Genomic DNA, 26,860 nt, shown 5'->3' on the forward strand with positions numbered 1-26,860 from the left:
TCCACGGCGTGGGCAACTCCACCTGCTGACCGATACTCACCGCCTTGAGGAACCCCAGCCGCGCGTCGGCTGGGGTTCCTCTCGTTCGTGGACTCTCATCGTGGGTACGGACCGAAGCCCTATGACGCCACCGGGGATCCGCCTGCCGGCCGTGGTGTGCCGAGAATTTCGCAAGCCTCATCCGGGGCATCGGTCCGAGTCGCCGTCGTCCTCCTGGACCCGTCGTCTTCCTGCTGCGACTGCGCGAGCACGTCCGGATCGGCGGGCATCATGCGGTCCTCCACCTCCATGCCCGAGGTGTCGGGTGCCGGGACCGCGGCGGCCAGTTCGGCGAAGTTCTTGCGCTCGGCGACCGGGTCGGTCAGGTCGGCCCGGGGGAACAGGGGGATGAATGCTTCGAGTTCGGGATCCATGTCGGCCATCCTCACGGCGGCGACCCGGCCCTGTTTCCGGCGGGTGCACGCGCGGGCATCGGCGCCGCCGACAGCCCCGACCGGTCCTGGCGGGAAGCCCGCACCGCCCTCCGCTTCACCGGCCCACGCCGACCGGTCGTCCACTACGCCGGCCTCGGGGCGTTGGCGCTGCTCGCCGAGGTGCCCCAGGACACCGTGCGGGGCAACGCCGACGTGGCCGCGATCGCCCGTATCGCCGACGACAGCCCGGAGGATCTGGAGACGCTTGGCACCTACTGCGCCACCGGCTCCCTGCGCCGCGCCGCCGACCTGCTCCACCTGCACCACAGCAGCGTCGCCCGCCACCTCGAACAGACCGGGAAGACCCTGGGCATCGACCTCACCGAACCCACCGGACTGCTACGCGCCAGACTCGCCCTCACCGCATGGCGGCTGCTCGACGAATGACCGACCAATTAGCGGCGCCCTGTCCGCTCCCCTTACCCGACCCCGTGGCACTCCCCGTAAACCCGCCCCGACCCGCACCAGCAAGCAACCCCCCGCTGCGGCGGCCACGCCACCGCCCGCCCCCTCGCCGCCAACGTCGTCGCATACTGCGGCAGCAACGCCGCATCCTCCGGCGACGCCCCCTCCGACGCCGCGAAGGCCTCGTACGACGGGACGGTCCCCGTCACGATCCCCAGGTTCGGCGTGCCGGAAGCCGCCAGTTCCCGCAGTGACGCCTCTATCGTCGCCAGGTGCTCCTCGTGCGAGGGGTACTCGGCGGACAGGGACGGATACGCGGCGACCAGCTCCGCGAGCTCCGCCGCCGGCCAGTGCAGTACCGCCACCGGGAACGGCCGGGACAACGCCTCCCGGTACGCCCCCAGCTCCGCCTGGAGCCGTGAGATCTCCGCCTCCAGCTCGGCGGGGTTGTTCGAGCCGAGGGACCAGATCCGCTTCGGGTCGTGGAGCTCGTCGAGGGACACCGAGGACGACGAGTGCAGGGTGTCCGCCAGCATGTCCCACTCGTCGTGGCCGACGCCCAGCATCCGCCGGACGCGGTGGCGGCCGAAGAGCAGCGGGTGCGTGGAGTACGGGGCTTCCGTGCCCTCCGTCAGCAGCAGCCGCGCGCCCTCCGTGAACGTCTCCTGCGCCGCCTCCAGCTCGTCGTGCGACTCCAGGGCCTCCGCCACGATCACCCACGGCGCCGGATCGCGCGGGGACGCCGCCCGCACGCCGTCGATGATCGCGCGGGCCTCGGCCTCGTGGCCGTACTCCCAGAGGTTGGACGCCTTGAGGGCCCGTACCAGATACGGCTCCTCGAGGGTGTCCGAGGAAGTCAGCAGACGGTCGTAGAGGGCGGTCGCGGCGGGGCGGTCGCCGGAGAGTTCCAGATGGGCCGCGGCCTGCAGGAGCAGGGCCTCGGCGTCCTCGGGATACAGGCCGGCGGTCCGCTCCAGGCGCGCCGCTTCGGCGTGGTGGTCGACGTTCTCGGCAGGCGTGTCGGGGCGCATGGGGGACACCGTACTGCCGATGACCGACAGAGGAGAGAGATACGCAGGCCAGGGCGGCCGGCGGCAGCCGGGGCCCGCCCTCGGTGGCGCTGCCACGGGAGGATCAGCCGGCCGGGAGCCCGGGGCGATGATGATTGCCGGAGTGCGGAAGGGACAAGCCAACCGGGGTTGCCCGTCGTCCCCGTTGTATGCCTGTGTCCGGCTGGTGGAAGCTTCTGCGACGGCTCGGGGGAGCTGTTTCGGGCCGGCAACCGGCAAGGGGAGAGGGAGACGAGTGATGACAACCACGGGGCGGTCGCGGTTCGTGGGCGTGCTGCTCATCGTGCTGTCCCTGATCCCGGCCGTGGGCTGCGCTCTGGTGCTGGCCGTGTGGTTGCCCTCCGACAGCGAGCGGTACCGGGACTACCTGGCGGCCGAGCCGTGCCCCGCCCGCGCGACGGCGCAGGCGTGGGAGGACTGTCTGCGCACGGTTCCCTTCACCGTCGAGAGCACGAAGATCAAGTCGGGCTCGAACGGCGGCAGCTACAAGGCGACCTTGAGCGGCGCGCCCTTCTGGAACGGGACCGTGGCGTTCGGTGACTGGGGGCCGGTGCTGGCGCGGCTGGTGCCGGGAGACCAGGTCATCGGCACCGTCTGGCGCGGCGACGTCATGACGGTCGGCATCGGCGAGGGAGGCGTCCGACAGAGCACCTCCGAAGAGCCGCGCGACGAGCCCCAGATGACGGTCGCGATCGGCACGTTCCTGGGTCTCCTCACGCTCCTGGGGCTTCAGTTCGGAGCGATGCGGCTGGCGGCCGCCAGGTCCCTCGGCGCTCTCGGCTCCCACGGCCACGAGCGCGTCACCTGGCGCGGGTACGGCAAGCCGCTGCTCATCACCATGGCGGTCGTCTGCGCCGGCGTGGGGCTGCCGGCCGTGTGGCTCGGTGGCCCGACGTGGGTGGTGCCCGCCGTCGCACTGCCGGTCGTGGCGTGCACGGCCGGGCTGCTGTACCGGTACCGGCGGCCGATCAACGCCCGTGGCCGTGGCGCGTGACCGCCGGTCCCCTCCCGCCTGATCCAGTGGCCGGACGGACCCAGTGGCCGGACGTTAGATCACGACCCCGTCGATCTGCAGCGTCTGCACCGCCTTCGCCGCGAACGGCACCGCCACCGACTTCCCGCTCAGGGTGGTGTTCGTGTACGCGCGGTACCGGTCCCCGCCCGTCGTGACCGTGTTCCAGCGCGGGACCACGCCGCCCGAGCCGCCGGAGACGGTCGTGAAGCGGGAGAGGTCGAAGGTCAGGGTCTGGGCCGACGTCGACGTGTTCACCGCGACGATCACCAGACGGCGGGCCGACGCGTCGTACGCGGCCGCCGCGTAGCTCACGCCCGTGTCGAGGATCCGCATGCCGGGGCGGATGTGGCGGCTGAACTGGGCCATCACGTAGTACTTGGTCTGGACGGTGGTCGGCTGCAGCGTGTTCTGGTCGTAGGCGATCATCGCCCAGCCCGTCGTCGGGTCCATGACCTGCCAGTAGCACCAGGCCGTCGGGTGCAGCCAGCGGAAGTCGTAGCAGAGGTTCGACGCCATGGTCAGGCCGGTGCCGTCGCTGTCGCCCGTCTCGGAGTTCCACAGCTTCTTGCCGGAGTTCGTCACCACGTCCGTGTACAGCAGGTCGCGGCGGCCGCCCGAGCCCTGGTAGCCGTGCACGTTCACCTGGCTGACCAGGGCTTTCGTCGAGGAACCGAACGACGCCCACGTCGAGCGGGCCGTGTCGTAGTTCGTCTCGTCGGAGGCGGTGATACGGATGCCCGTCAGGCCACGCTTGTCCAACTCGCTGCGCATGTGCGGGAGTACGGCCGCCTGGACCGCCGGGTCCATGTGGCAGCCCTCCTGGGTGCCGGTGGCGGTCCACCAGGAGGAGGCCGGCTCGTTGAAGGGGTCGACCGTCGCGAAGTTCACGCCCCAGTTGTTCCTGGCGTACAGGGCCGTCGCCGCCAGGTGGGAGGCGTGCTGGCGGTAGTTCCAGGTCTGGAGGTTGTTGCCGCCGCCCGCAGCGCCGGACGGGTTGTGGTTGTTGCACATCCACCACATGGGGGAGTTGGCGAACAGCTCGGTCGTCGCGCCGCGCTGGGTCGCCTTCTGCAGCATCGTGCGCTGGTTGGCGTCCGCGGTCCAGTCCCAGGCGGAGGAGGTGGGGTCCTCGTTGTTCCAGTTCTGCCAGAAGCCCTCGATCTGCTTGAAACCGGGGATGTTCGGCGACTCCACCATCGTCTCGCCGTTCACGGAGTTCCAGCTGCACGCGCCGAGGTTGTACCGGGCGATGTTGAGGCCGAGGCCGGGCAGGCTCGTGCCGTTGTACGTCACGTTGTTGGTGGTGAAGAAGAGGTCGGCGAAGTCGTTCCGCGCACCGAAGACGTTGGCCCACCAGGCGAGGGAGGTGCCCCAGCCCTCCCAAGTACCGTACGAGGTACCGGGGTTGACGGCGATCGTGGCGTCCGCGTGCGCGGTGCCGGTCGCGAGGGCGCTGCCGAGGAAGGTCCCGCCCGCGGCCGCCAGCAGTGTTCTGCGTCGGATCATGACTTCTCCGCTTCGATCAACTGCCGGTCGTCGAACCGGCGTCGTGGCCTGTCCCGTTCATGCCGACAGGAAGCATCGGGTGTGGCGCATGAGGTTGTCGAGGGTTCCGACAGCCCTTTCTCAAACCTGTGGAGGAAGTGTTCGGAGGTACGGACGCGTACGGGTCTGGAGACCTCGCGCTCCGCCCCCTATCGTGCGGGCCCGGCGAAGGAGGTGTACGGATGCGGGTGCCCGTCGTACAGCACAGCGGCCGGCGTCGGCGTGCCCGGCGGTGGCGGGTGCTGTGGGCGGGCGGGGAGGCTCTCGTCACCGTCGGGGTCGTGCTCCTGCTCCTCGTCGTCCATCAGCTGTGGTGGACCAACCACGAGGCCAGGGCGGGCGCCGAACGGCAGGTGCGGGCGCTGGAACGGGAATGGGACGACGGCGGTGATGTCCGTACGGCCGCCCCGACACCCTCCGCCACTCCCGAGCGACGACCACCCGAAGACACCCCCCGACGCGAACCCGACCCCACCCCCACCCCGACGACCCCCCACTGGTCCCACGCCTACGCCATCCTCACCATCCCCCGCCTCCACCTCCGCGTCCCCGTCGCCGAGGGCGTCAGCAAGGGCGGCGTCCTCGACAAGGGCTACGTCGGCCACTACCCCGGCACCCAACAGCCGGGCCAGGCAGGCAACTTCGCCCTCGCCGGGCACCGCAACACCCACGGCGAGCCCTTCCGGTACATCGACCGGCTGGAGCGCGGGGACACCGTCGCGGTCGAGACCAGGGGCGCGGTCTACACGTACGCCGTGGACAGGACGCTGCCGCAGACCTCGGCCCGCGACGCCACCGTGATCCACAGGATCCCGCGCTCCACCGCCAAGCCCGCGTACGGCTACACCGAGCCCGGCTACTACCTCACCCTCACGACCTGCACCCCGGAGTACACCTCCAAGTACCGCCTGGTGGTGTGGGCCAGGCTGGTCGCCGCCCGGCCACGCTGAACGGCCGATCCTGTATAACCGACAAGTACCAAGTACAAGTACGACGAGCAGACGTACGAGACACGAGACGTACGAGACGTACGAGACGTACGAGAGGAGGCGCAGCCGATGACCCGGGCCCACGGCCGGTTCAACCTGCGCCCTGCCGCCACGCTGCTCCCCCTGTTTCTGCAGTTCCTCCAGCTCGCGCTGCTCGACACCGGCAGCCTCTCCGCGACCGTCGCGCTCGCCGCGACCGCGGCGGCCGGTTCCGCGCTCTCCGTCTGTTCCCTGCTCGCCGCGCGCTGCGCGCCCGCTGTCGCTCCCACGCGGGTGCGTACGGCCATCCGCGACCGGGCCCGCCGTACGGCCTTCCTGCCACAACGCGATCCCGACGCCTCCGGCCGGCCACGGCCCCGAGCACCCGGACACGCCCTCCTGGCGACCGCCGCGTAGGCACACACATCCACCTGGCCCGCGCGGGTCGTCATGCCGCCGTCCCCTCTTCCGGATTTCCGGATTCCCGGCACTGACGAGACCCCCGGAGGGCTCACCCATGTCCGTCTTCGCCAACCTGGTCGAGCAACTCGCCGACCTCCTCCAGCCGTTGCTCGGCGCGTCCGCCGTGGCCGGCGCGATCGTCCTGTTCACCGCGCTCGTACGACTCCTCGTCCACCCGTTGTCCCGTGCGGCGGCGCGCGGGCAGAAGGCCCGTACCGAACTGCAGCCGAAGATCGCCGAGTTGCGGAAGAAGCACGCCAGGAATCCCGAGAAGCTGCAGCAGGCCGTGCTGGAACTGCACGCCGAGGAAAAGGTGTCGCCGCTGTCCGGCTGCTTGCCGAGCCTGTGCCAGCTGCCCGCGTTCTTCCTGCTCTACCACCTGTTCTCCAACACGGAGAACGAACTGCTCACCCACCAGCTGTTCGCCGCGCCCCTCGGCGGCCGCTGGGCGGACGCGCTCGGCGACGGTGGGGTGTTCGGGGGAGCGGGGCTCGTGTACGTCGGGCTGTTCGCGGTCGTCGCCTGCGTCGCTGCCTTCAGCTACGGCCGTACGAAGCGGATGATGGCCGCGAATCCGGCGGTGCCGGTGGCCGACGGGGAGTCGGTGCCCGGGATGGCGGCCATGAACAGGGTCATGCCGTTCATGTCCTTCTTCACGCTCTTCACCGTGGCGGTGGTGCCGCTGGCCGCCGCGCTGTACGTGGTGACCAGTACGACGTGGAGTGCGGTGGAGCGGGCGGTGCTGTACCGCTAGGTCGTTGGATCCTCGGGGCCTGTCGGGGCCCGGTCCAGTCCGTGAACGGGGTATTGCGGACTGGATGCCGACCTTGGAGGATCGACCAGTCATCCGATGGCTGTACACATCGGCGGACGCCCGCGATCGAGGGAGATTGTGATCATGAAGCTGCTGCGAGTCGGTACGGCGGGAGCGGAGACGCCCGCGCTGCTCGACGCCGACGGGGTTCTGCGGGACCTTTCCGGTGTCGTACCGGACATCGACGGAGCGCTGCTCGCCGACGACGCGTCGCTGGGCCGGGTCCGTGCGGCCGCGGCGGCCGGTGAGCTGCCCGTGCTGGACGCGGCCGGGTTGCGCGTCGGGCCGCCGCTCGCACGGATCGGCAAGATCGTGTGCATCGGCCTGAACTACCACGACCACGCCCGCGAGACCGGGGCCGAGCCGCCCGCCGAGCCGGTCATCTTCTTCAAGGCCGCGGACACGGTCGTCGGACCTCATGACACGGTGCTGGTTCCCCGTGGGTCGGTGAAGACCGACTGGGAGGTCGAGCTGGCGATCGTCATCGGGCGTACGTCCCGCTATCTGGAGTCGGCCGGCGAGGCGCTCGCGCATGTCGCCGGGTACGCGGTGTCGCACGACGTGTCCGAGCGGGAGTTCCAGATGGACCGTGGCGGCACCTGGGACAAGGGCAAGAACTGCGAGACGTTCAACCCGCTGGGCCCCTGGCTGGTGACCGCCGACGAGGTACCGGACCCGCAGAAGCTCGGCCTCAGACTCTGGGTGAACGGCGACCTGAAGCAGGACGGGACGACGGCCGAGCAGATCTTCCCGGTGGGTGAAGTGGTGCGGTACGTCAGCCAGTTCATGACCCTGTACCCGGGTGACGTGATCAACACCGGTACGCCCGCCGGGGTGGCCTTCGGGAAGCCCGAGCCGAAGCCGTATCTGCGGGCCGGGGATGTGGTTGAGCTGGAGATTGATGGGCTTGGGCGGCAGCGGCAGGAGTTCAAGGACGCCTGAGGGGTGGGGAACTGCGGTTGTACGGCGGCTGCGGGTTGTTGGTGGTTGCTCGCGCAGTTCCCCGCGCCCCTAAAAGCAGGGCGTTACCGCTCCCCCAGATACTGCTCCAGCGCCTCCACTACGAACCTGTGGTCCTCCAGCTGCGGCAGCCCGCTCACCGTCACCGCTCCGATCACCCCCACGCCTTCCACTTGGATCGGGAAGGAGCCGCCGTGTGCGGCGTACACGTCGGGGTCCAGGCGGGAGGACTCCTCGAATGTCGTGCCCTTGGCGCGGAAGCGGGTACCGACCACGTACGACGACGCGCCGTAGCGTTCCACCACCCGGCGCTTGCGGGCGATCCAGGCGTCGTTGTCGGGGGTCGAGCCGGGCAGGGCCGCGTGGAAGAGCTGCTGGCCGGCGCGGTGGATGTCGATGGCGACCGGAGCCTGGCGGTCGCGGGCCATCTCCACGAGGAGCGAACCGAGGGCCCACGCGTCGTCGTACGTGAACTGGCGGAAGACCAGGTGCCGTTCCTGCGCCTCCAGTTCCTCCAGGGGCGGGGTCAGCTCCGGGTGGAACTTCGGTGTGATCTCGTTGCTGTGCGTCACAGGGTCACCGTCACTCCGTCGTGGGCCGAACGGCGGGCCGCCTCCAGTACGTCGAGGGCGGCGGCCGCCTCCAGGGCGGTCACCGGGTTGGGACCGCCGTCCAGCAGGGCCTTTGCCACGGCCGCATAGTAAGCGGGGTAGGCGCCCGGGAGGGTCGGTTCGGCGCGGCCGCCGCCGGTCAGCGGGGACTCGCCGGAACCGACCCGGCCCCACGCCGACTCGGGTTCCGTGCCCCAGTCGGCCGGCGCGCCGGGACGCCTGCCCTCGCGCAGGGCGGCCTCCTGGGGGTCGAGGCCGCACTTGACGTAGCCCGCCCGCGAGCCCAGCACCCGGAAACGCGGGCCGAGTTGGGCCGTGGTCGCCGACACGTACAGATGCGACCGCACCCCGTTCGCGTGCGTGAGCGCGAGGAATGTGTCGTCGTCCGTCTCGGCGCCGGGGCGGCGGATGTCCGACTCGGCGTAGACGGTCGTCACCGGGCCGAAGAGGACCAGCGCCTGGTCGACGACATGGCTGCCGAGGTCGTAGAGGAGACCTCCGATCTCTGCCGGGTCGCCGGACTCCCGCCAGCCGCCCTTCAGCTCCGGCCGCCACCGCTCGAAACGGGACTCGAACCGCCATACGTCGCCCAGTTCGCCCTCGGCGAGCAGCTTGCGCAGGGTCAGGAAGTCGTTGTCCCAGCGGCGGTTCTGGAAGACGGAGAGGAGCAGGCCGCGCTCCTCGGCGAGAGCGGCCAGTTCACGTGCCTCGGCCGCTGTGCCCGCGACCGGCTTGTCGACGACCACCGGGAGGCCCGCCTTGAGGGCGGCCGTCGCGAGCGGGACGTGCGTCTTGTTCGGGGACGCGATGACGACGAGGTCGAGATCGGCCGCGCGGTCGAGCAGGCCGTCGGGCGTGGCCTCGACGCGGACGTCCGGGAATTCCGCGCGCGCCTGCTCCTGCCGCTCCGGGTTGGCGGTGACCACCGTGTCGAGGGCGAGACCCTCCGTGGCGGCGATCAGGGGGGCGTGGAAGACCGAGCCGGCGAGGCCGTAGCCGACGAGGCCCACACGGAGGGGCGTGCCGAGGGAGGTACCAGTCATGCCGTCCACTTTCACAACGCTGTTGCCAAAGTGCAAGCGCCGGAGACAATGGGTGGCGTGAACAGGACGAAGGGCGGAACCGGCGGCGTCAATCTCACCGGCCTGCGCAGCCACAACGCGGCACTGGTGCTCGACCTGCTGCGCACGGCCGGCACCGAGGGGATCAGCCGCCTCGAACTCGCCGAGCGCACCGGCCTCACCCCGCAGGCGGTCAGCAAGATCACCGGCCGGCTGCGGGAGGACGGGCTCGCGGCGGACGCCGGGCGGCGGGCGTCGACGGGGGGCAAGCCGCGGACGGTGCTGCGGCTGGTGCCGGAGGCCGGGCATGCGGTGGGGGTACATCTCGACCGGGACGAGCTGCGGGCCGTACTGGTCGATCTCGACGGAACCGTGGTGGGGGAGCGGCGGGTGCCGGTGGACCTGGGGGCGGGCGCGCACGCCGTGGTCGAACGGGTGGCCAGGGAGACGGAGGCGCTGCTGGGGGAGGGGTGGCGGCCGGAGTCTGGGTCTGGGGCTACGTCCGGAGCCGGAGCCGGACCCGGAGCTGGAGCCGGACTCGGGCCCGGAGCTGGAGCCGGAGTGGGACCTGGGGCCGGACCCGGAGCTGGAGCCGGACTCGGGCCCGGAGCTGGAGCCGGAGTGGGACCTGGGGCCGGGCCCGGAGCTGGAGCCGGACTCGGGCCCGGAGCTGGAGCCGGACTCGGGCCCGGAGCTGGAGCCGGAGTGGGACCTGGGGCCGGACCTGGAGCCGGAGCCGGACCCGGGCCCGGACCCGGAGCCGGAGCGGGCCCCGGAGCCGGAGCTGTGCTCGGCGTGGGGATCGCCCTGCCCGGCCCGCTCGATCACGCGCGTGGAGTGCTCCACCGGGTAACCGGCTTCCCCGAGTGGGACGGGTTCCCGCTGCGGGACGCGCTCGCTGCGCGGCTGGGCGTGCCGGTCGTCGTCGACAAGGACACCAACGCGGCCGCGCTGGGGCTGGCCGTCGGGGGCGTGGGCGGATCGTTCGCGTATCTGCACCTCGGTACGGGACTGGGCGCCGGGCTGGTGATCGGCGGGGTCGTGCATCGGGGGGCGCGGACCGGGGCGGGGGAGTTCGGGCATCAGGTGATCCAGCTGGACGGGCCCGTGTGCGGATGCGGGAACCGGGGGTGCGTCGAGGCGCTGTGCCTCGCGGCCGTGCGGCGGGGGGACATGGAGGAGGCGGCCCGGGTGCTGGGGGTGGGGGCCGGGAATCTCGTGGGGCTGCTCGACATCGACCTGGTACTGCTGGGCGGGCGGACGGTGGCCGCGGCGCCGGAGGTGTTCGTACGGGGGGTGGGCGCCGTTCTCGAAGAACGCGCCCGGCGTGAGGGCGGGGGAGAGGGGGCGGTGCCCGTGCGGATCGCCTCCGGCGGGGCGCGGGGGGTCGCCGAGGGGGCGGCCCAGTTGTTGCTGGCGCCTTTGTTCGGGCGGGCCGGTGGGTGAACCGGGGGTGAAGCAGTGACGGAACCCCAGGATCCGCGCCTGGGGGAACAACCCCCCGATCGGGGGCATTTACGCGCCCGTTCGGGCCTCGTACGGGATGGCACCCCGCGCCACCCACCCCCACCCGCCATAGTCATGTGTTCATGCGACTGCACACGCCCGCTTCCCTCTGCCTCGCAGCAGCCGCCCTCTTCCCCGCAGCGCCCCCGGCGCACGCGGCGGCGGCCCCCCTCCCCTCCTGCGCCACCCCCGCCGACCGCGCCTTCCCCCTCACCTCCCGCATCCACGGCGGCCCCGACGCCTACGAAGCCGGGGGCGGATACGGCATCTGGTATCTGGACCTCACCAACACCACCGACCGCACCTGCACCGGCATCCACCCGGTCGTCGTCCTCGTCGACGAGGAACGGGCCCTCGGGCCCTCCCAGCCGCGGCTCGACTTCTACGCCGACGACCGCCTGCACCCCGTCCGGTTCGAGACCACCGACGCGGACGAGCTGGTCGGTGCCTTCGACGACGGCTTCCCCGGGTTCACCGTCAGGCCCGGCAAGACCCTCACCGTGAAGGTCAGGCTCGCGATCGGCTCCGACGCCGTACCGAACGACGTCACCGCCAACGCGGCCGTCGTACAGCGCCACGACGGCGACGGCGACTGGGTCGGGCAGTCCAACGACTACCGGTTCGCCATCGCCGCCGGCCCCACGCCCACGACCAGCCCCGGGACGTCCGACGGCCGCCTCACCTTCGCCGACGAGCTCGCCCGCACCGGCCTCGCCGCACGCCCCGCCACCTTCGCCACCTTCGCCCTCCTCCTCACCGGCGCCACTCTCCTGGTGCTCCGCAAGCGCCGCTGACACGCCGCTGATACGCCGTTGAAAACTGGCCATTCCCTCAAGATCCGGCCTGTGTCTAGTCTGGGGCCCACGCAGCATCGCGAACATGCGTACGGCAGGAGATCCCGCACATGGCAGAACGCAGGCCCATCGAGTCGTGGCTCACCGACATGGACGGTGTGCTCATCCACGAGGGCGTACCGATCCCCGGCGCCGACGCCTTCCTCAAGAAGCTCCGCGAGTCCGGCAAGCCCTTCCTCGTTCTCACCAACAACTCGATCTACACCCCGCGTGACCTGCACGCCCGCCTGCGCCGCATGGGCCTGGACGTACCCGTCGAGTCCATCTGGACCTCCGCGCTGGCCACCGCCCAGTTCCTGGACGACCAGCGGCCGGGCGGCACGGCGTACGTCATCGGCGAGGCCGGCCTGACGACCGCGCTGCACGACATCGGGTACGTCCTCACCGACCACGAGCCCGACTACGTGGTGCTTGGCGAGACCCGCACCTACTCCTTCGAGGCCATGACCAAGGCCGTCCGGCTCATCAACGACGGCGCCCGTTTCATCTGCACCAACCCGGACGAGACCGGCCCGTCCACCGAGGGCCCGCTCCCGGCCACCGGCGCCGTCGCCGCGCTGATCACCAAGGCGACCGGCAAGAGCCCCTACTTCGCGGGCAAGCCCAACCCCCTCATGATGCGGACCGGCCTCAACGCCATCGGCGCCCACTCCGAGACCAGCGCGATGATCGGCGACCGCATGGACACCGACGTGCTGGCCGGCATGGAGGCGGGGATGCAGACCTTCCTGGTGCTCACCGGGCTGACCCGGCCCGAGCAGGTGGAGAACTTCCCGTACCGCCCGTCCAAGATCGTCGAGTCGATCGCGGACCTCGTCGACCGGGTCTGAAACCCCGGACGAGCCAAATGCGACCCGTACGGAGCAGCATGGCCCCCGCTGAGGATGCGGGGGCCCGTTCCCAGGAGGAGTCTCCAGGTATCTGGAGGTTCACGATGGGTTCACTGCGCATCACTTTCTGCACGGCCGTCCTGGCCCTCACCGCCCTCACCCCGGCGGCCCACGCGGCGGACGGCGCCGGCTTCTCGGTGACCCCCTCGTCCCCCGCCCCCGCCCCCGGCACCGACGTCGCCCTGCGGGTCGGCGGCTGCCCGGGCAGGACGGGTACGGCGGTCTCCGCGGCCTTCGTCGCCGACGTACGGCTCACCGCCGCCGACGGCGGCCTCGTCGGCGAGAGCCGCGTCCGCTCCACGCTCACGGCGGGCAGCTACGACGTCCGGGTCACCTGCGGGGACTCCCACCGCACGGAGACCGTCACGGTCGCGGAGAAGGACATGGAGAAGGCCACGGAGAAGGAGGCCGAGCCCGCCGCCCCCGCACCCCCCGCCTCGCCCACCGCCCCCGTCCTGGCAGGCGGCGGAGGTACCGCCCACCTCGCCGCCGTCGACGCCCGCGAGGCCGGGCCCGGTACGGCGCACACGGTCACCGGGCTGGTGCTCGCCGGGGTCGCCGCCGTCGCCGTGGCCTTGCGGAGCGCCCACCGGAGCCGCGGGACGGACTGACGCCATGTCCGATCACGAACGCACCACCGGCACCGGCCGCCTCCTCATGGGCGTGGCCTGGGCGCTGCTGCTGCTCGGGCTGTGGCTGTGGGGGCGGGAGGTGACGGACGTACGGCCCGGGATGTCCGCGCCGACGACCGGCGACATGGCGGCCGTCGGACGCCCGGCGGACGACGTCGAACTCCCGTCTCCCGTCCGGCCGTTGGGGAACGCCCTGCCGCAGCGCCTCGACATCCCGGGGCTCGGCGTCCAGGCACGCGTCGTCGCCCGCGGTCTGGACCGGCAGGGCGCGGTCGATGCGCCGCCCCTCGGCCAGGCCGGCGTGGTGGGCTGGTACGCGGCGGGGGTGCGGCCGGGGGCCGCCGGGGCCGCGCTGATGGTCGGGCACGTCGACACCGAGACCCGGCCCGCCGTCTTCTACCGGATCAGCACGATGAAGCCGGGCGAGACGGTCCGGGTCATCCGGGACGACGGCCGGGTCGCCGAGTTCACCGTGGACGACGTCCAGGTCGTCAACCGCGACCGCTTCGACGCCCGGCAGGCCTACGGGCCGCGCGAGCCGGGCCGCGCCGAGCTCCGGCTGATCACCTGCGGCGGCACCTTCGACCGGGCGAGCCGCAGCTACCAGGCCAACGTGATCGTGTCGGCGTACCTCACCGGAACCGGTCTGTGACACCGCACCTGGCCCGGTCGACGACCCGCTCCCGCTGAAGCCGCCGACCGGGCTGGTCCTCAACCGCGCGCGCTCGGGCTGCGGGAGTAACCCGGCGGCTGGCGCGGGAGGCTTCGGAAGCTGAGTGAGGGATTGCCGACCAGGGGCTGGGGTCGCCCGATGAAGACTCTAGAACGGATGTCGGCCGGGGCCTAGAGGTCGTCTGACGCCAAGTCCCAACTGGTTTCGCTCTGTCATATGCCCAGGTGGCGTGGGCTTCGGGAAGATGAACGGCAGGCCCTGAGGCCGTCCCCCGTTCGCCCGTTCGACTTCCCGTCGCAGTGCCGCGTCGTCTTCGACGCGTTCGACGACCGCCCGCGCGACCTGGTCCAAGGGCAGCCGATGCCGCCGCGCGTACTTTCGCAGCGCGAGGAAGGCGTGGTCCGCGACGGTGTTCCAGCGCTCGGCGAGCATGCCCTTTGGCCGGCCACCCGACGTAGGCAGGGCGCCGTCTCGAACCCGTCGGAGAGGGTGTCAGCCGCTTCGGCCAGTGCCCGACCATCGCGGCTGTAACAGCTCGCGGACAAGCCTCGGACGATCTCGTGTGCCCCTCGACACCTATGTCAGGATTGGTACTTGGACCGTTACACCCGAGGGGGAGTTGGATGTACGGCACGAGGGGGGTCGGGGCGAGGGCCTACGCGATGGTGCTGGGGGCGGCACTGCTGATCGCGGGGTGTTCCTCCTCCAAGGACGGCGACGGCGGCGACAAAGGGGACGACGGCGCCGGGATCACTCAACAGCCCAAGGAGACCGACCCGTTCTGGGTGAATTCGGACGGGAACGCGGCGCAGCAGGTGGCGGCCTACGAGAGGGCCGGCCAGAAGGAGGACGCCGAGCAGATCCGGAAGATAGCGGAACAGCCGACCGCCGAGTGGATCAACCCGGACAGCGCCGAGGACCAGGCCCGGGGCTTCACCGAGGCCGCCGAGAAGGCGGACCGGGACGCGCTGCTCGTCGTCTACAACGTCCCGCACCGCGACTGCGGCCAGTTCTCCGGCGGCGGCGCCGCCGACGGCAACGCCTACCGCACGTTCATCGACAGCGTCGCCAAGGGCATCGGCGACCGCCCCGCCACGGTGATCCTGGAACCGGACGCGGTCCTCCACATGGTCGACCAGTGCACGCCCGAGGAGTATCACGAGGAGCGATACGACCTCCTCAAGGGCGCCATCTCCACGCTCAAGTCCCTGAAGAACACCAAGGTCTACCTGGACGCGGGCAACGCCGGCTGGGGCAACCCCGACCAGATCTTCGACCCCCTCCAGCGGGCGGGCATCGACCAGGCCGACGGCTTCTCGGTGAACGTCTCCAACTTTTACACGACCCAGGACTCGATCGCCTACGGCAAGGACCTCTCCGCCAAGGTGGGCAACAAGCCCTTCATCATCGACACCAGCCGCAACGGCAACGGCCCCTACGAGGAGGGCGCCCCCGACGAACGCTGGTGCAACCCCCCGGGCCGAGCCCTGGGAGAAACCCCGACAACGGAAACGGGCGACCCGCTGGTGGACGCGTACGTCTGGGTCAAACGCCCGGGAGAGTCGGACGGCGAATGCAAGGGCGGCCCCAAGGCGGGCGAGTGGTGGGCGGAATACGCACTGAAGCTGGCTGAAGCTTCCAACTGACGGCAATCCCCGCGCCCTTGTCCTCAGGGGCGCGGGGCTCTGTCAATTTGCGGCTCCGCCGCGTGGGCGCGACAAGCCGGGTCTTCGAACTTGAGCGGTGCGCCCCTGTTGGTCGGCGTCCGCCCCCAGGGCCCTCGTAAGCCGGGGATGTGACACTCTCGCGGAAACTGTCACATCCCCGCGGCTTACCAGTCGGCGCCCGGCGTCCGCGCACCGCTCAACTTCGAAGACCCGACAAGCCACGACGCAGCCGCAGCCGCAGCCAAAGAACAACCCTACGGAACCCGAACCCACTGAGCCTTACTCGGCGTCCCCTGATCGTCATCCACAAACAGCATGTACCACCCGGCCTGCACCAGATTCTTGTTCTCCGGCACAGTCACAGTGATCTTGTCGTCTTCAGCCACCTTGAAGTCCAACGCAATAGACCGCTGATCGACGTCAGTCACATGCGTAGACGCACTGGGCCGAATCAACCGCACCTTCTTGATGGACGACGCGTGCTGCGAGGTGAACGTCCCCGACTCCCCCCGCTCGATCGTCTGCGGCCCCCCGGACAACGACGGCTGCGCATCCCGGTACAGATAAGGCGGCGTATAGATCTCAACACGCTGCTCGAACTTCCCCGGCTTCGTGTTGGCCTTGTCCGCGAACAACGAGTCCGACCCGAAGAACATCACCCGCCCGTCGGGCAACAGAATCGACCCGGAGTGGTAGTTACGCCCCACCAGCGGATCGGCGACCTCGTCGAACGCGTTGGTGTCCGGCTGATAGATCCGCGCCTGCAGGATGTTGGAGTCGCCGCGCCCGCGATAGTCCTCGGACCCGCCGGACACCAGCACGGAGTCGTCCGGCAGCACAGAGGCCTGCGGATACCGCGTCCCCTTCTCCAGTGACGGCCCGTCCACGAACTCGGGCTCGTCCGCCTTGAGATCGACGATCCGTGTCCTCTTGCTGGACACCTTGGACTCGCCGACCCCGCCGCCACCGATCACCATGTACTTCTCGTCCTGCGCCGGCGCCAGCAGCACCGTGCCGGCCGTCTCCATCAGCTTGGGATCACTGAGCCCCGGCAGCTTGGTGAACGTGTTGGTGTCCACGTCCCAGACACCGGGATCGCGGCCGACGTCGTCGGGCCCGTACCCGGCGTTCGCACCCGAGTAGAACAGCTTGCCGTTCTGCATCAGGAACAGCGCCGGATATGTCGGGAACTGCCGCTCCTTCGGCGTGTACGTCCACTGCTTGGTCTTCGGGTCGTAGATCTCGTTCTTGCCCGGCACCAGCTGCCCGATGTCGTCGAGGCCGGAGACGCTGAGGATCCTGCCGTCGCTCAGGGTGGTGAGCGTCGGGTACCAGCGGGCCTCGTTCATCGGGTCGACCTTGATGTACTTCTCGGCGACCGGGTCGAACTCGTAGGTGTCCCGGATCCCCTGGAAGTCCTTCTTGTCGAGGGCGAGCTTCTGCGCGATGCCGTACGTGTTGCGCGCGTCGGTCCCGGTCAGGCCCTGGACGCGGTAGTTGTCCTGGGTGCCGGTCTGGTACTTGGCGCCCTTCTTCTGCGCCTCGACGTAAATACGGCCCAGACCCGGTTGGTTGCCCAGGAACCTGCCCGTCTTCGGGTCGAACTTCTTCTTCGCGCGCTGCACCAGCACCGGGTCCTTGGAGACGAACGTCTGGCCGTTCTCCTTGCCGGTGAACTTGGTGCCCGCGGGCAGCGTGATCGGCTTGTCCGGGTTCTCGTTGTGCACGATCATCAGGCCGCCGGCCTTGGTGACGTCACCCTTCAGCTTCTCGTACCGCTTGGTGCCGCCCGCGATCAGCAGATTGCCGTTGGCGAGCTGGGTGTGGCCCGTGCAGAACAGGTCGCTGGGGGTCGGGACCTTCTTGATGGTGTTCTTGACCGGGTCCCAGATCCGGGTGTCGAACTTCTTCGCGTCGAAGTTGTCCTGGTTGTTTCCCGAGCCCGCGACGAGCAGCACCTTGCCGGTGCGCAGCAGCGCCGCGTGAATGGTGTTCTGCCGGTACTGCTCGGGGAACTCGACGATCTCCCAGTGGCCGTTCTCCGCTTTGTACTCGGGTCTGTTGATCTGGTACTGGTGGTATTTCTCGGTCCCGAAGCGGTACAGCCAAGGCCCGTTCATCCCGGCCAGCGCGAGTACCACCGCCGTGCCTATCGCGAGACGACGGGCTCGACGGCGGCCTGCACGGTCGTTCATTCCTTACGTCCCCCAAGTCCACCAAGGGCAATCTGCATGGTCTGGTCGGTGCCGCCGCCGGAGGCGGCCCAACTCGGCTTGTGCTGCGGGGCGTGCGGCGCCGGAGCCTGGACCGGCAGCTGCTGCGGCTGCGGCTGGTACGGCACGCCCGCGGTGCCCACGGCGTCCTGCGGCTCGGGCTGAGCGGGCACGGTCGCGGCGGGCTTCTTCTTCTCCTGCCGCAGCATGTGACGCCACACGAAGATCGGCGTCGCGGTGATCAGCATGGCGAACGTCGCCCAGATGATCATCGCGGGGTGCGAGTGGCCGTACACGAAGCCGGCGGTGATCGAGGCGGCGAAGATCGCGATGAAGTACCAGTGGTACCGGAAGGTCCCGAACCACCGGTCGGGGCTGGCCGAGTCGCCCTTGGGGGTGACCACGAACTTGCTCTTGCGGCGCAGCACGGAGTCGGTCAGCGCCTTCGCGTAGAGCGGCGCGGACAGCGCGGACATCACCATGCCGGCCACACCGCCGGACCCCTCGGGCTCGTGCGGGGAGACGTTGTGCCGCCGGTTCCAGATGTACAGGCCGATCTGCAGCGCGGAGGCGTTGCCGTAGAGCATCAGCCACACGGTCGGGTCGATGTTCACACCCGAGGCGCCCAGACCCAGGAACAGCGCACAACTCAGCGCCGCGAGGATCCAGTTGAGGGCGGACATCGGGTAGAAGATGATCATCATCGTGTAGTTGAAGAGCTTGCTGGGCGGCAGCGAGTACCAGCCCTTCCAGTACTGCTTGAGGATCGTCTCGTACGTACCGCGCGACCAGCGCATCTGCTGGGTGAAGAAGTCGGTCCAGGCGCTGGGACCCTCGCCCACCGCGAGCACGTCCGGCGTGTAGACCGAACGCCACTTCTTCCCCGTCGCCGGGTTCTTGTGGCGGTGGATCTCGAACCCGGTCGCCATGTCCTCGGTGATCGAGTCGTACAGCCCGCCGATCTGCTTGAGTGCCTTGATCCGTACGGCATTTGACGTACCCACGAACATCGGGGAGCCGTACTTGTTGCCCGCGCGCTGGATCAGCGCGTGGAAGAGGAACTGCTGGGACTCGGCGGCCTTGGTGACGAAGTTGTCGTAGTTGCCGTAGACCTGCGGGCCGATGACGAAGCCGATGTTCGGGTCGCGGAAGAAGCCGAGCATCCGCTCCAGGTAGTTGGGCAGCGGCACGTGGTCGGTGTCGACCGAGGCGAAGAAGTCGTAGTCGCCGCCGTGGGCGTCGAGCCAGGCGTTGTAGTTGCCGTGCTTGGTCTTGGCGCGGTGCGGGCCCTTGGCCTGGTTCCACTTCGCGACGCCCTTGCGGGAGAAGTGGTGCACACCGAGCCGCGCGCACACCTCCTTGACCGCGGGGTCGTCGCCCTCGTCGAGGAGCCAGACATGCATGAGGCCGCGGTGGCGGATCTTCACCGCGGCTTCCAGGGTCTTCGTCACCATCTCGAGCGGCTCCTTGCCGGGCACGAAGGAGGTGAGGAACGCGACTCTGGTGCCGGTCTCGGGCACCACCGGGATCGGGTCGCGGGCGACCAGCGTGGCGTGCGCGTTCGACAGCACGTTCATGCAGCGGAAGAACTCGATGAGGCCGATCGAGACCAGCATCACCATGTCGAGCGCGGGCAGGAAGTAGTAGGCGGGATAGTCGCGTTCGGTCCAGTGCTCGGGCTGGAGCAGCCAGCCCAGCAGGACCAGCGAGAGCAGCGGCGCGGCCGCCAGCATCAGCGCGACCCTTATGCGGTGCGGTTCCTGTGAGATCAGCGACCGGTACTGCACCTTGTACGGCTTGTTCGGATCGGGCTGGGTGAGGGGGCCGGCCAGCCGGCTGTAGTGCTCGTAGTCGTACTTCGGCAGCGTCTTCTTGATCCGGCGGAACGCGCCGGTGCGATGCGAAGGCACCCTGAGCTGGGTGGTCTGGGACGGGTCGAAGTTCTGCCGGGCGCCCGTCGGCGTCGACGTCATGAGTCATTCCCCCCACACGCAGGTCAACCGCGTGTCTGTCGGTTCCTTACGTCCGCTCCAGTCCCCCTCGACCTTCACAGACGTATCAGTGGTGGGCCGCAGTCACCACATCTTCCACACCATAGACATGGATCCGCGACCTTCCGGTTGCATGATGCCCCCCTCGGCATCGCCTCATGAGCGGGGCCCCTCACCCCGCAAATCACGGCAACCGGCTCCTTGCCCCCCAACTGCCGCGTATACGCAGCATCTTGAAGAACCAGGGTTCTACGGTGTTCAGCATGATCGCAAGATGCGAAACGCGGTGTTTACCGGTCATACGCGTTCATTGTGGCGCGTGTGGGGGTCCTGTGTACCGGTTGTGGACACACGTGCGCGGATGTTGCCGAAGTGCTTTCTTATCGCCTCCTCCGCGCCTATCGCGTCGCCGGACCGGACCGCGTGCACGATCTCCCGGTGCTGCCGGCAGGTGACCCGGGGGTCCTGCGGCTCGCCTCCGAGGTCCGTGCGCACCTGGTGGAAGGCGTCCCAGAACGCCTCCAGCACCTCGCTGAGGAGCACGTTGTCCAGTCCCCGGTAGAGGGCGGCGTGAAAGGCCCGGTCGGTCTCGGCGTGAAAGGCCCGGTCGGTCTCGGCGAGGCCGGTTCCTGCGGCGGCCTCCCGTTCCATACGGTCGACGAGCGCGTCCAGTTCAATGAGGTCCGCCGGCGGGATACGCCCCGCGAGCCGGGAGATGAGCCCGGTCTCCACGGCCTCGCGCAGCTGGAGGAGCTGGAGCAGGGAGTCCTCGCCGCGGTAGTGCCCGGCCACGGTGCGGAAGGCGAGGCCCTCGATCATCGGGGCCAGCGACATCGGGCCTACGTAGGTGCCGAAGCCGTGCCGGATCTCGACGATGCCCATCGCCTGGAGGGCCTTGAGCGCCTCGCGCACGGAGTTCCGGCTCGCGCCGAGGTACGACATCAGTTCGGGTTCTGTCGGCAGCGGGGCCCCGGAGGCCAGCCGGCGGTCGATGATGAGCTGCTTGATCCGCTGCTGGAGGTCGCGCGCTGCCATGGCGAGAGGGTATAGGGACAAACGCGCCGACAGCCCCTCGTTCGCACGAGGGGCTGTCAGGTGGTATGTGCGCCGCCAGGGACTCGAACCCCGGACCCGCTGATTAAGAGTCAGCTGCTCTAACCAACTGAGCTAGCGGCGCCTGCTGACCTGCACGACTCTACAGGACGCCCCGGTGTGCTCGGGCCCGCCCCGCCCGCCCCCCGGAGGGACCTCGTACATCGTTCGGACCGTCAACATGCGGGTCGGGAAGACAGTTGAGAAACTGGCGGACGTGCACAGCCGCGGACATTTCCATCTGGAGTGTGAGGGGAATCGCATGGCGACTCCGGTATTCGAGGAATTCGATCCCGCGAGTGACTGCGACTGCCCCGGATGCGTTCACTGGCGGCGCGTACTGCCGCATTCCGCGGCGGGCCGTCACCCCGCCGCCCGCCGGGCCGTGATCCTCGCCGCCGCAGCCTCGACCGCCCTCGGCGTCGGTCACACGACCCCCGCCCCCGCCGCCCCGCACGCGCCCGCTCGTCCGAGTGTTCCCGCAGGTGACGAGCCCGAGACCCCCCAGGGCGACAAGGCCCCGCTGCATGGCCCGGCCGGTAGACCGGCGGGGCCCCCGGCCCCTGTGAAGACACCCGCGACCACGCGCGCGGAGATCATCAAACGGGCCAAGAACTGGGTCGCCGCGAAGGTGCCTTACAGCATGGTCAAGTACTGGGGAGACGGATACCGGCAGGACTGCTCGGGCTTCGTCTCGATGGCCTGGAACCTCCCCGGGAACGAATGGACGGGCAGCCTCGACCAGTACGGCGTAAGGATCGCGAAGGAGGATCTGCAGCCCGGCGACATTCTGCTGTTCCACAATCCGTCGGACCCCGAGAAAGGGTCGCACGTCGTCATTTTCGGCGGCTGGACGGACTACACGCACACCTACTACATCGCCTACGAGGAGACCCGCCCGTACGCCCGCCGGCAGGCCACCCCGTACGCCTACTGGAGCCATTCGGGCCGGTACCTCGCCTACCGCTACAAGGGCCTCGCGGGCGGTACGGCGGGCTCGGTGCCGGACACCACCAAACGGGACACCATCAAACCGGGCACCATCAAACCGGACACCATCAAACCGGACACCGCCAAACGGGACACCGCCAAACCGAAGGCGTCGACCCGGACGCCGTATCCGGGACGGGCGTATTTCGGACCGGGCGCCCACAACAAGCACGTCACCCAGCTGGGCCGCATGCTCGTCGAGCGCGGTGCCGCCCGCTACTACACCTCCGGTCCAGGGCCGCGCTGGTCGGACGCGGACCGCCGGGCCACGCAGGCCTTCCAGCAGGCGCAGGGCTGGCGGGGCCGGGACGCGGGCGGGCTGCCCGGGCCGCAGACCTGGGCGCTGCTGGTCACGGGCGAGGGCCGGGACATCAGGTCGGGGACGGCGGGTCCGCCAGCGCCGCCCGCGTCGCACGGGGTGGCCGGCTATCCGGGGCGGGCGATGTTCCGGCCCGGTGTCACCAACAAGTACGTCACCCAGCTCGGACAGCAGCTGGTGAAGAAGGGGTTCGGCAAGCACTACACGACCGGTCCTGGACCGCGCTGGGGCGAGGCGGACCGGCGCAACGTCGAGGCCTTCCAGCGCGCCCAGGGCTGGCGGGGCGGCGCGGCGGACGGCTATCCGGGGCCGGAGACCTGGCGGCGGCTCTTCTCGTAGACCTCGCTGATCTCGTAGGCAGCGGTTCCTGTCGTAAACCACCTGTTGTGACGCATCTGGCGCGGAGGCTGGAGGCACGCATGAGTACGACCACGACCACTTCACACACCCCGGAGCCCGACGGACCGCTCGAGGGGCCGTCCCGTCCCGCCCGGCTCATCCAGAACGAGGCGACCACCGAGATCCCGGTCCACCTCCTGTTCCGCGACGACCCCGACCCGGTGTCGGTCCCGCTCGGGTCGGCGGCCGTCGCACGCCGGCAGGGCACCGGCGAACAGCCCCGCTTCCGCCGCCCGGCACCCGCGAAGCCGCGCCCCGCGACGGAGGTCGACCCCGAGCTGGTGGAGCGGCCCGCGCGGGTGCTGCCCGGGGTGGTGGGGGTGGCCGCCGGGGCGTGCGGGATGGCCGGGGGCCTGGCCACCTCCTGGTGGGCGGGCGCGCTGCCGCCGCTCGCGGTGGAGGCGCTGCGGCTGCCGTCGTACGCCGGTGCCGGGCTGGGGCCGGCGCAGTGGGCGGCGTATGCCGGTGCCGGGGCGCTCGGGCTGTTCGGCTTCGGCGGGCTGGCGCGGGGGCGGACCGGGCGGGCCTGGGTGCTGGGGCTCTTCGGCCGCTACCGGGGCACGGTCCGGCGCACCGGCCTGATGTGGGTCAACCCGATGCTGCTGCGCCGCCGGGTCGACGTTCGGCTGCGGCACTGGCGGAGCGAGCCGATGCCGGCGGCCGACGTGAGCGGGGTCGCACTGCGGGTGGTGGTGCTGGTGGTGTGGCGGGTGCGGGACACCGCGCGGGCCACGCTCGGGGTCGAGGACCACGAGACGTATCTGCGCGAATGTGTGGAGGCGGCGCTGGTCCGGGTGCCGGTGGAGACGCCGGGTTCCCCGAAGGCGTCCGTGGACGCCGCCGCCGATGCGCTGACCTGGCTGGTGGCGGCGGACGCGGCGCCGGTCGGGCTCGAGGTGTTCTCCGTGCGGCCGGTCCGGGTGGAGTACGCCCCCGAGGTCGCCGCCGCGATGCACCGGCGCCGGATCGCCGCGCTGGACGCGCAGCACCGGGCGAGCGTGCTGACGTCGGTGGTGGACTCGGTGGAGGACACGGTGACGCGGCTGACGATGCGGGGGCTGGTCGAACTGGACGACTACGAGCGGAAGGTACTGGTGAAGGACCTGACGGTGGCCTTCTGCTCGGCGCGTGGAGAAGCGGGCGCGTGATTGGTCTGGACATGCTCAACTGGCCGCAATAATCTGAGACTTGGTCTAGACCTACCTGCACAGCTCACTGAACTTCCCCCACGTTCTCCAGGAGCGGCAGCATGCGCAGAAGGACCAAGTCGTACGCCGCCGTGGTGGGCCTCGTCACCGCCGGAGCCGTAGTGCTCTCCTCCGGCGGTGCCGGCAGCCACGGCTACACCGATCTCCCCGTCAGCCGGCAGAAGCTCTGCCAGAACGGCTCCGTGACCAACTGCGGCGACATCCAGTGGGAGCCGCAGAGCGTCGAGGGCCCCAAGGGCTTCCCGGGCTCAGGACCGGCCGACGGCCGGCTCTGCTCCGGCAACAACACGCGGTTCGCCCAGCTCGACAGCCCGAAGACACCGTCGGGCGGCGCCTGGCCGGCCACCCGGGTGTCGGGCGGTCAGGGCTACACGTTCCGCTGGCAGTTCACGGCCCTGCACGCCACGACCGACTTCAAGTACTACGTCACCAGGCCGGGCTGGAACCAGAACCACAGCCTGGCCCGCTCCGACCTCAACCTCACCCCGTTCCTGACCGTCCCGTACAACGGTCAGCGGCCCCCGTCCACGCTCTCCCACAGTGGCACACTCCCGTCCGGGCTGAGCGGCCGGCACGTCATCCTCGCGGTGTGGGCGATCGCCGACACGGGCAACGCGTTCTACGCCTGCTCGGACGTCACGTTCTGAGCATTGCTTGAGACAGTTCGGCCTCCGTCGCGGGTACGTTCCCTCTACGCCGTCATGACCATGACGGCGTAGAGGAGCAGTACCTGACCTCGGGGGAAGCACCATGGACCTGATGTTCTACGCCGTACCCACCCTGATGATGGCCGGGGTTCTCTACATGGCCTACCGCGTGGTGCACCGCTGGCTCCGGCTGCGGTCCGCCTGGAACAGCGGGCTGACGGCGGAGGGACGCTGTCTGCGGACGTACACGACGACGAGCGGCGGCAGCAACGACACCCGGGTGCACACCACGCTGCACCACGTCTACGAGTTCACGGCCCGCGACGGCCGTGTCGTCCGCTTCGAGGACGAGGACGGCCCGGGCACGGTCGTCGAGGGCGACTTCGTCACCGTGTACTACAGGGAGGGCCAGGAGGTCGTGGCCACGGCGCACCGGCCGAGCCACGGCAAGCAGGCGGCGGCCACCTTCGGCATCCTGGCGTTCCTCGGGGTGATGGTGGTGTTCTGCATCGGCTTCATGGTGACGTACAGCCAGATGAGCGGCATCTTCGACGAGGTCGTCGACGGTGGCGACACCTCCGTGGTCGTCGACGACGACGGCTTCCCGATCGAACCCTGACCGCCCCGCCCCTCCACATCTGACGGTACGTCAACTAACGTGCGCGCCCATGGAGTCCAGCAGGCGGCGCACGGTCGCGGAACTCGTGGCGGCGCGGTGGGGCGACCACCGCCCGGGGCTGTGGTTCGAGGGGCGGGCGCTCTCCCAGCACGAGGTCGCGGCGGGCGCCGCCACCCGGGCCGCGCTGCTGGCCGACCTGCTGCCGCCCGGCGCGCACATCGGGGTCCTGCTCGACAACACCCCCGAGTACCCGCTGTGGTTGGCGGCGGCGGCCCTCGCCCGCACCGCCGTGGCCGGCATCAACCCCACCCGCCGGGGTCCCGAACTCGCCCGCGACATCCTGCACACCGAGTGCCGGATCCTGGTCACCGAGCGCACCCACCTCCCGCTCCTCACCGGCCTCGAACTGCCCGGCGTACGGATGCTGGTGACCGGCACGCCGGAGTACGCCGACCTCCTCGTGCCCTACGCCGACGCCCGCCCGGACGCCTCCGCGGCCACTCCCGGCGACCGTCTCCTCCTCTACTTCACCTCCGGCTCGACCGGCGCCCCCAAGGCCGCCATCTGCTCGCAGGGGAGGCTGGCGGCGGCCGGGCGCTCACTGGTCGACCAGTTCGGTGTCCGGGCCGACGACGTGCACTACATCTGCATGCCGATGTTCCACGGCAACGCGGTGATCGCCGACTGGGCGCCCGCGCTGGCCGCCGGGGCGGGGGTGGCGCTGCGGCGGCGGTTCTCGGCGTCCGGCTTCCTGACGGACGTACGGGAGTACGGGGCGACGTACTTCACGTATGTCGGGCGGGCCGTGCAGTACATCCTCGCCACCGAGGCCCGGCCCGACGACCGGGACCACGCACTGCGGCTCGGCTTCGGCACGGAGGCGGGGGCCGTGGACGCCGCCGCCTTCGAACGGCGGTTCGGGGTGCCGCTGGTCGAGGGGTACGGGTCGTCGGAGGGCGGGGCGGCCGTGCAGTGGTCGCCGGGGACGCCCGCGGGGGCGGTGGGACGGGCCGCGCCCGGGCTCGTCGTCCTCGATCCGGAGACGCGTGCGGAGTGCCCGCCGGCCGAGTTCGATACGGGCGGGCGGCTGCTGAACGGCGACGAGGCCATAGGGGAGCTGGTCAACCGCGGGCCGAACCCCTTCGAGGGCTACTGGCGCAACCCGGAGGCCGAGGCCGAGCGGCGCCGCGACGGCGGCTACTGGACCGGCGACCTCTTCTACCGGGACGCCGACGGCTACCTCTACTTCGCGGGCCGCACCGACGACCGCCTCCGCGTCGACAGCGAGAACCTGGCCGCCGCGATGATCGAGAACATCCTCGCCCGGTACGAGGGGGCCGGCGCCGTCGCCGTCTACGCGGTGCCGGACCCGGTCACCGGCGATCAGGTGATGGCGGCGATCGCCGGGTCCTTCGAGCCGGCGGCCTTCGCGGAGTTCCTGGCCGCCCAGCCCGATCTGGGGACGAAGATGGCGCCCCGGTTCGTGCGCGTCGTGGAGCGGATGCCGGTCACGGCCACGAACAAGATCCACCGGGCGCGGCTCAGGAAGGAAGGGGTGCGGTGCGCCGATCCGGTGTGGTGGCGGCCGCCCGGCGAGCAGGCGTACCGGAGGCTGACCGGGAAAGAGTCGAAGGGCCTCTCGCTCCCACGAGAGACCCTTCAGAGGTGCGCCGCCAGGGACTCGAACCCCGGACCCGCTGATTAAGAGTCAGCTGCTCTAACCAACTGAGCTAGCGGCGCATGACTCCCGCCGTCCGCTTTTGACGGTCGGCGACG

Annotated in this window: 26 protein-coding genes and 2 tRNA genes; 17 read left to right on the forward strand and 11 right to left on the reverse strand. The window is 70.3% G+C overall.

Annotated elements, in window-relative coordinates; translation table 11 throughout:
• Positions 1 to 119: 119 nt before the first annotated feature.
• Positions 120 to 413: a hypothetical protein gene (locus AQJ91_RS55585; protein ID WP_234382277.1), complete on the reverse strand. Its 294-nt coding sequence runs from the start codon at positions 411 to 413 to the stop codon at positions 120 to 122.
• 162 nt (positions 414 to 575) lie between these two features.
• Here AQJ91_RS55585 and AQJ91_RS54430 point away from each other — a divergent pair, with 162 nt between their 5' ends.
• The gene (locus AQJ91_RS54430; RefSeq protein ID WP_067021154.1) at positions 576 to 860 is read left to right on the forward strand and encodes a helix-turn-helix domain-containing protein; all 285 of its coding nucleotides are present in this window, start codon (positions 576 to 578) and stop codon (positions 858 to 860) included.
• Positions 861 to 892: 32 nt separating this feature from the next.
• Here AQJ91_RS54430 and AQJ91_RS15015 read toward each other — a convergent pair whose 3' ends face one another.
• The gene (locus AQJ91_RS15015; protein WP_067021156.1) at positions 893 to 1,909 is read right to left on the reverse strand and encodes an SEC-C domain-containing protein; all 1,017 of its coding nucleotides are present in this window, start codon (positions 1,907 to 1,909) and stop codon (positions 893 to 895) included.
• Positions 1,910 to 2,186: 277 nt separating this feature from the next.
• On the opposite strand from AQJ91_RS15015, the gene AQJ91_RS54435 reads away from it, so the two are divergent.
• Positions 2,187 to 2,942: a hypothetical protein gene (locus tag AQJ91_RS54435; RefSeq protein WP_234382280.1), complete on the forward strand. Its 756-nt coding sequence runs from the start codon at positions 2,187 to 2,189 to the stop codon at positions 2,940 to 2,942.
• Between the two features lie 54 nt (positions 2,943 to 2,996).
• Here AQJ91_RS54435 and AQJ91_RS15025 read toward each other — a convergent pair whose 3' ends face one another.
• The gene (locus AQJ91_RS15025) at positions 2,997 to 4,469 is read right to left on the reverse strand and encodes a glycoside hydrolase (RefSeq protein WP_067021159.1); all 1,473 of its coding nucleotides are present in this window, start codon (positions 4,467 to 4,469) and stop codon (positions 2,997 to 2,999) included.
• 221 nt (positions 4,470 to 4,690) lie between these two features.
• Here AQJ91_RS15025 and AQJ91_RS15030 point away from each other — a divergent pair, with 221 nt between their 5' ends.
• From AQJ91_RS15030 to AQJ91_RS15045, 4 genes are all read left to right on the forward strand, one after another.
• Positions 4,691 to 5,458, forward strand: coding sequence for a class E sortase (locus AQJ91_RS15030; RefSeq protein WP_067021163.1), 768 nt, complete (start codon positions 4,691 to 4,693; stop codon positions 5,456 to 5,458).
• A gap of 108 nt (positions 5,459 to 5,566) precedes the next feature.
• Complete coding sequence (locus AQJ91_RS15035) at positions 5,567 to 5,893, forward strand: DUF6412 domain-containing protein (RefSeq protein ID WP_067021165.1); 327 nt, start codon at positions 5,567 to 5,569, stop codon at positions 5,891 to 5,893.
• A gap of 100 nt (positions 5,894 to 5,993) precedes the next feature.
• Entirely contained in the window at positions 5,994 to 6,692 is a 699-nt protein-coding gene (locus tag AQJ91_RS15040; RefSeq protein WP_067021168.1) for a YidC/Oxa1 family membrane protein insertase, read from the forward strand.
• Between the two features lie 144 nt (positions 6,693 to 6,836).
• On the forward strand, positions 6,837 to 7,694 hold the full coding sequence (locus AQJ91_RS15045; protein WP_067021624.1) for a fumarylacetoacetate hydrolase family protein: 858 nt from the start codon (positions 6,837 to 6,839) through the stop codon (positions 7,692 to 7,694).
• An 83-nt stretch (positions 7,695 to 7,777) separates the two neighbouring features.
• Here the strand turns inward: AQJ91_RS15045 and AQJ91_RS15050 are convergent, their stop codons facing one another.
• Positions 7,778 to 8,284 carry a heme-degrading domain-containing protein gene (locus tag AQJ91_RS15050; RefSeq protein WP_067021171.1) on the reverse strand — a complete coding sequence of 169 codons (507 nt, stop codon included), beginning with the start codon at positions 8,282 to 8,284 and terminating at the stop codon, positions 7,778 to 7,780.
• The gene (locus tag AQJ91_RS15055; RefSeq protein WP_067021173.1) at positions 8,281 to 9,366 is read right to left on the reverse strand and encodes a Gfo/Idh/MocA family protein; all 1,086 of its coding nucleotides are present in this window, start codon (positions 9,364 to 9,366) and stop codon (positions 8,281 to 8,283) included. The genes AQJ91_RS15050 and AQJ91_RS15055 overlap by 4 nt, the downstream gene beginning before the upstream one ends.
• Positions 9,367 to 9,414: 48 nt before the next feature.
• Here AQJ91_RS15055 and AQJ91_RS15060 point away from each other — a divergent pair, with 48 nt between their 5' ends.
• The 5 genes from AQJ91_RS15060 (at position 9,415) to AQJ91_RS15080 (ending at position 13,918) form a co-directional block, all read left to right on the forward strand.
• Positions 9,415 to 10,830, forward strand: a complete 1,416-nt coding sequence (locus AQJ91_RS15060; protein WP_067021176.1) for an ROK family transcriptional regulator — start codon at positions 9,415 to 9,417, stop codon at positions 10,828 to 10,830.
• Positions 10,831 to 10,967: 137 nt separating this feature from the next.
• The gene (locus AQJ91_RS15065; protein WP_067021179.1) at positions 10,968 to 11,684 is read left to right on the forward strand and encodes a hypothetical protein; all 717 of its coding nucleotides are present in this window, start codon (positions 10,968 to 10,970) and stop codon (positions 11,682 to 11,684) included.
• Positions 11,685 to 11,794: 110 nt separating this feature from the next.
• Entirely contained in the window at positions 11,795 to 12,574 is a 780-nt protein-coding gene (locus AQJ91_RS15070) for an HAD-IIA family hydrolase (RefSeq protein WP_067021182.1), read from the forward strand.
• A gap of 104 nt (positions 12,575 to 12,678) precedes the next feature.
• Complete coding sequence (locus tag AQJ91_RS15075) at positions 12,679 to 13,245, forward strand: hypothetical protein (protein ID WP_067021185.1); 567 nt, start codon at positions 12,679 to 12,681, stop codon at positions 13,243 to 13,245.
• Positions 13,246 to 13,249: 4 nt separating this feature from the next.
• Positions 13,250 to 13,918 carry a class F sortase gene (locus tag AQJ91_RS15080; RefSeq protein ID WP_067021188.1) on the forward strand — a complete coding sequence of 223 codons (669 nt, stop codon included), beginning with the start codon at positions 13,250 to 13,252 and terminating at the stop codon, positions 13,916 to 13,918.
• A 168-nt stretch (positions 13,919 to 14,086) separates the two neighbouring features.
• Here AQJ91_RS15080 and AQJ91_RS49405 read toward each other — a convergent pair whose 3' ends face one another.
• A complete protein-coding gene (locus tag AQJ91_RS49405) occupies positions 14,087 to 14,371 on the reverse strand; it encodes an ANTAR domain-containing protein (protein ID WP_079084929.1) in 285 nt (94 codons plus the stop codon).
• Positions 14,372 to 14,562: 191 nt separating this feature from the next.
• Between AQJ91_RS49405 and AQJ91_RS15085 the strand changes: the two genes are divergently transcribed.
• Positions 14,563 to 15,585 carry a glycoside hydrolase family 6 protein gene (locus AQJ91_RS15085; RefSeq protein ID WP_067021191.1) on the forward strand — a complete coding sequence of 341 codons (1,023 nt, stop codon included), beginning with the start codon at positions 14,563 to 14,565 and terminating at the stop codon, positions 15,583 to 15,585.
• 275 nt (positions 15,586 to 15,860) lie between these two features.
• Here the strand turns inward: AQJ91_RS15085 and glxA are convergent, their stop codons facing one another.
• The 4 genes from glxA to AQJ91_RS15105 all read right to left on the reverse strand — a co-directional run bounded on the left by glxA (position 15,861) and on the right by AQJ91_RS15105 (position 20,987).
• Complete coding sequence (glxA, locus tag AQJ91_RS15090; protein WP_067021194.1) at positions 15,861 to 17,801, reverse strand: radical copper oxidase GlxA; 1,941 nt, start codon at positions 17,799 to 17,801, stop codon at positions 15,861 to 15,863.
• Complete coding sequence (locus AQJ91_RS15095) at positions 17,798 to 19,792, reverse strand: glycosyltransferase family 2 protein (protein ID WP_067021198.1); 1,995 nt, start codon at positions 19,790 to 19,792, stop codon at positions 17,798 to 17,800. Before AQJ91_RS15095 ends, glxA begins: the two co-directional genes overlap by 4 nt.
• A gap of 315 nt (positions 19,793 to 20,107) precedes the next feature.
• Positions 20,108 to 20,845, reverse strand: coding sequence for a FadR/GntR family transcriptional regulator (locus AQJ91_RS15100; protein ID WP_067021201.1), 738 nt, complete (start codon positions 20,843 to 20,845; stop codon positions 20,108 to 20,110).
• A 68-nt stretch (positions 20,846 to 20,913) separates the two neighbouring features.
• A tRNA-Lys gene (locus AQJ91_RS15105) sits at positions 20,914 to 20,987 on the reverse strand.
• Between the two features lie 177 nt (positions 20,988 to 21,164).
• On the opposite strand from AQJ91_RS15105, the gene AQJ91_RS15110 reads away from it, so the two are divergent.
• From AQJ91_RS15110 to AQJ91_RS15130, 5 genes are all read left to right on the forward strand, one after another.
• Complete coding sequence (locus AQJ91_RS15110; protein ID WP_067021205.1) at positions 21,165 to 22,550, forward strand: peptidoglycan-binding protein; 1,386 nt, start codon at positions 21,165 to 21,167, stop codon at positions 22,548 to 22,550.
• Positions 22,551 to 22,630: 80 nt separating this feature from the next.
• The gene (locus tag AQJ91_RS15115) at positions 22,631 to 23,758 is read left to right on the forward strand and encodes an SPFH domain-containing protein (protein WP_067021208.1); all 1,128 of its coding nucleotides are present in this window, start codon (positions 22,631 to 22,633) and stop codon (positions 23,756 to 23,758) included.
• Between the two features lie 101 nt (positions 23,759 to 23,859).
• Positions 23,860 to 24,465, forward strand: a complete 606-nt coding sequence (locus tag AQJ91_RS15120; protein ID WP_067021211.1) for a lytic polysaccharide monooxygenase auxiliary activity family 9 protein — start codon at positions 23,860 to 23,862, stop codon at positions 24,463 to 24,465.
• A 103-nt stretch (positions 24,466 to 24,568) separates the two neighbouring features.
• Positions 24,569 to 25,084 carry a DUF3592 domain-containing protein gene (locus AQJ91_RS15125; RefSeq protein ID WP_067021214.1) on the forward strand — a complete coding sequence of 172 codons (516 nt, stop codon included), beginning with the start codon at positions 24,569 to 24,571 and terminating at the stop codon, positions 25,082 to 25,084.
• Between the two features lie 49 nt (positions 25,085 to 25,133).
• Complete coding sequence (locus AQJ91_RS15130) at positions 25,134 to 26,789, forward strand: AMP-binding protein (protein WP_079084982.1); 1,656 nt, start codon at positions 25,134 to 25,136, stop codon at positions 26,787 to 26,789.
• Here AQJ91_RS15130 and AQJ91_RS15135 read toward each other — a convergent pair.
• Positions 26,751 to 26,824 (reverse strand) — tRNA-Lys (locus AQJ91_RS15135). The two genes, AQJ91_RS15130 and AQJ91_RS15135, sit on opposite strands and share 39 nt — an antisense overlap.
• Positions 26,825 to 26,860 lie beyond the last annotated feature (36 nt).

Source organism: Streptomyces dysideae (assembly GCF_001514305.1).
In the GTDB taxonomy this organism is placed as follows: Bacteria; Actinomycetota; Actinomycetes; order Streptomycetales; family Streptomycetaceae; genus Streptomyces; species Streptomyces dysideae.

Excerpts from the sequence above, each read along its gene's own strand:
- AQJ91_RS55585 (WP_234382277.1), bottom strand. The coding sequence starts at position 413 with ATGGATCCCGAACTCGAAGCATTCATCCCCCTGTTCCCCCGGGCCGAC.
- AQJ91_RS15015 (WP_067021156.1), bottom strand. The coding sequence starts at position 1,909 with ATGCGCCCCGACACGCCTGCCGAGAACGTCGACCACCACGCCGAAGCG.
- AQJ91_RS54435 (WP_234382280.1), top strand. The coding sequence starts at position 2,187 with ATGACAACCACGGGGCGGTCGCGGTTCGTGGGCGTGCTGCTCATCGTG.
- AQJ91_RS15025 (WP_067021159.1), bottom strand. The coding sequence starts at position 4,469 with ATGATCCGACGCAGAACACTGCTGGCGGCCGCGGGCGGGACCTTCCTC.
- AQJ91_RS15030 (WP_067021163.1), top strand. The coding sequence starts at position 4,691 with ATGCGGGTGCCCGTCGTACAGCACAGCGGCCGGCGTCGGCGTGCCCGG.
- AQJ91_RS15035 (WP_067021165.1), top strand. The coding sequence starts at position 5,567 with ATGACCCGGGCCCACGGCCGGTTCAACCTGCGCCCTGCCGCCACGCTG.
- AQJ91_RS15040 (WP_067021168.1), top strand. The coding sequence starts at position 5,994 with ATGTCCGTCTTCGCCAACCTGGTCGAGCAACTCGCCGACCTCCTCCAG.
- AQJ91_RS15045 (WP_067021624.1), top strand. The coding sequence starts at position 6,837 with ATGAAGCTGCTGCGAGTCGGTACGGCGGGAGCGGAGACGCCCGCGCTG.
- AQJ91_RS15055 (WP_067021173.1), bottom strand. The coding sequence starts at position 9,366 with ATGACTGGTACCTCCCTCGGCACGCCCCTCCGTGTGGGCCTCGTCGGC.
- AQJ91_RS15060 (WP_067021176.1), top strand. The coding sequence starts at position 9,415 with ATGGGTGGCGTGAACAGGACGAAGGGCGGAACCGGCGGCGTCAATCTC.
- AQJ91_RS15070 (WP_067021182.1), top strand. The coding sequence starts at position 11,795 with ATGGCAGAACGCAGGCCCATCGAGTCGTGGCTCACCGACATGGACGGT.
- AQJ91_RS15075 (WP_067021185.1), top strand. The coding sequence starts at position 12,679 with ATGGGTTCACTGCGCATCACTTTCTGCACGGCCGTCCTGGCCCTCACC.
- AQJ91_RS15080 (WP_067021188.1), top strand. The coding sequence starts at position 13,250 with ATGTCCGATCACGAACGCACCACCGGCACCGGCCGCCTCCTCATGGGC.
- AQJ91_RS49405 (WP_079084929.1), bottom strand. The coding sequence starts at position 14,371 with ATGCTCGCCGAGCGCTGGAACACCGTCGCGGACCACGCCTTCCTCGCG.
- AQJ91_RS15085 (WP_067021191.1), top strand. The coding sequence starts at position 14,563 with ATGTACGGCACGAGGGGGGTCGGGGCGAGGGCCTACGCGATGGTGCTG.
- glxA (WP_067021194.1), bottom strand. The coding sequence starts at position 17,801 with ATGAACGACCGTGCAGGCCGCCGTCGAGCCCGTCGTCTCGCGATAGGC.
- AQJ91_RS15095 (WP_067021198.1), bottom strand. The coding sequence starts at position 19,792 with ATGACGTCGACGCCGACGGGCGCCCGGCAGAACTTCGACCCGTCCCAG.
- AQJ91_RS15100 (WP_067021201.1), bottom strand. The coding sequence starts at position 20,845 with ATGGCAGCGCGCGACCTCCAGCAGCGGATCAAGCAGCTCATCATCGAC.
- AQJ91_RS15110 (WP_067021205.1), top strand. The coding sequence starts at position 21,165 with ATGGCGACTCCGGTATTCGAGGAATTCGATCCCGCGAGTGACTGCGAC.
- AQJ91_RS15115 (WP_067021208.1), top strand. The coding sequence starts at position 22,631 with ATGAGTACGACCACGACCACTTCACACACCCCGGAGCCCGACGGACCG.
- AQJ91_RS15120 (WP_067021211.1), top strand. The coding sequence starts at position 23,860 with ATGCGCAGAAGGACCAAGTCGTACGCCGCCGTGGTGGGCCTCGTCACC.
- AQJ91_RS15125 (WP_067021214.1), top strand. The coding sequence starts at position 24,569 with ATGGACCTGATGTTCTACGCCGTACCCACCCTGATGATGGCCGGGGTT.
- AQJ91_RS15130 (WP_079084982.1), top strand. The coding sequence starts at position 25,134 with ATGGAGTCCAGCAGGCGGCGCACGGTCGCGGAACTCGTGGCGGCGCGG.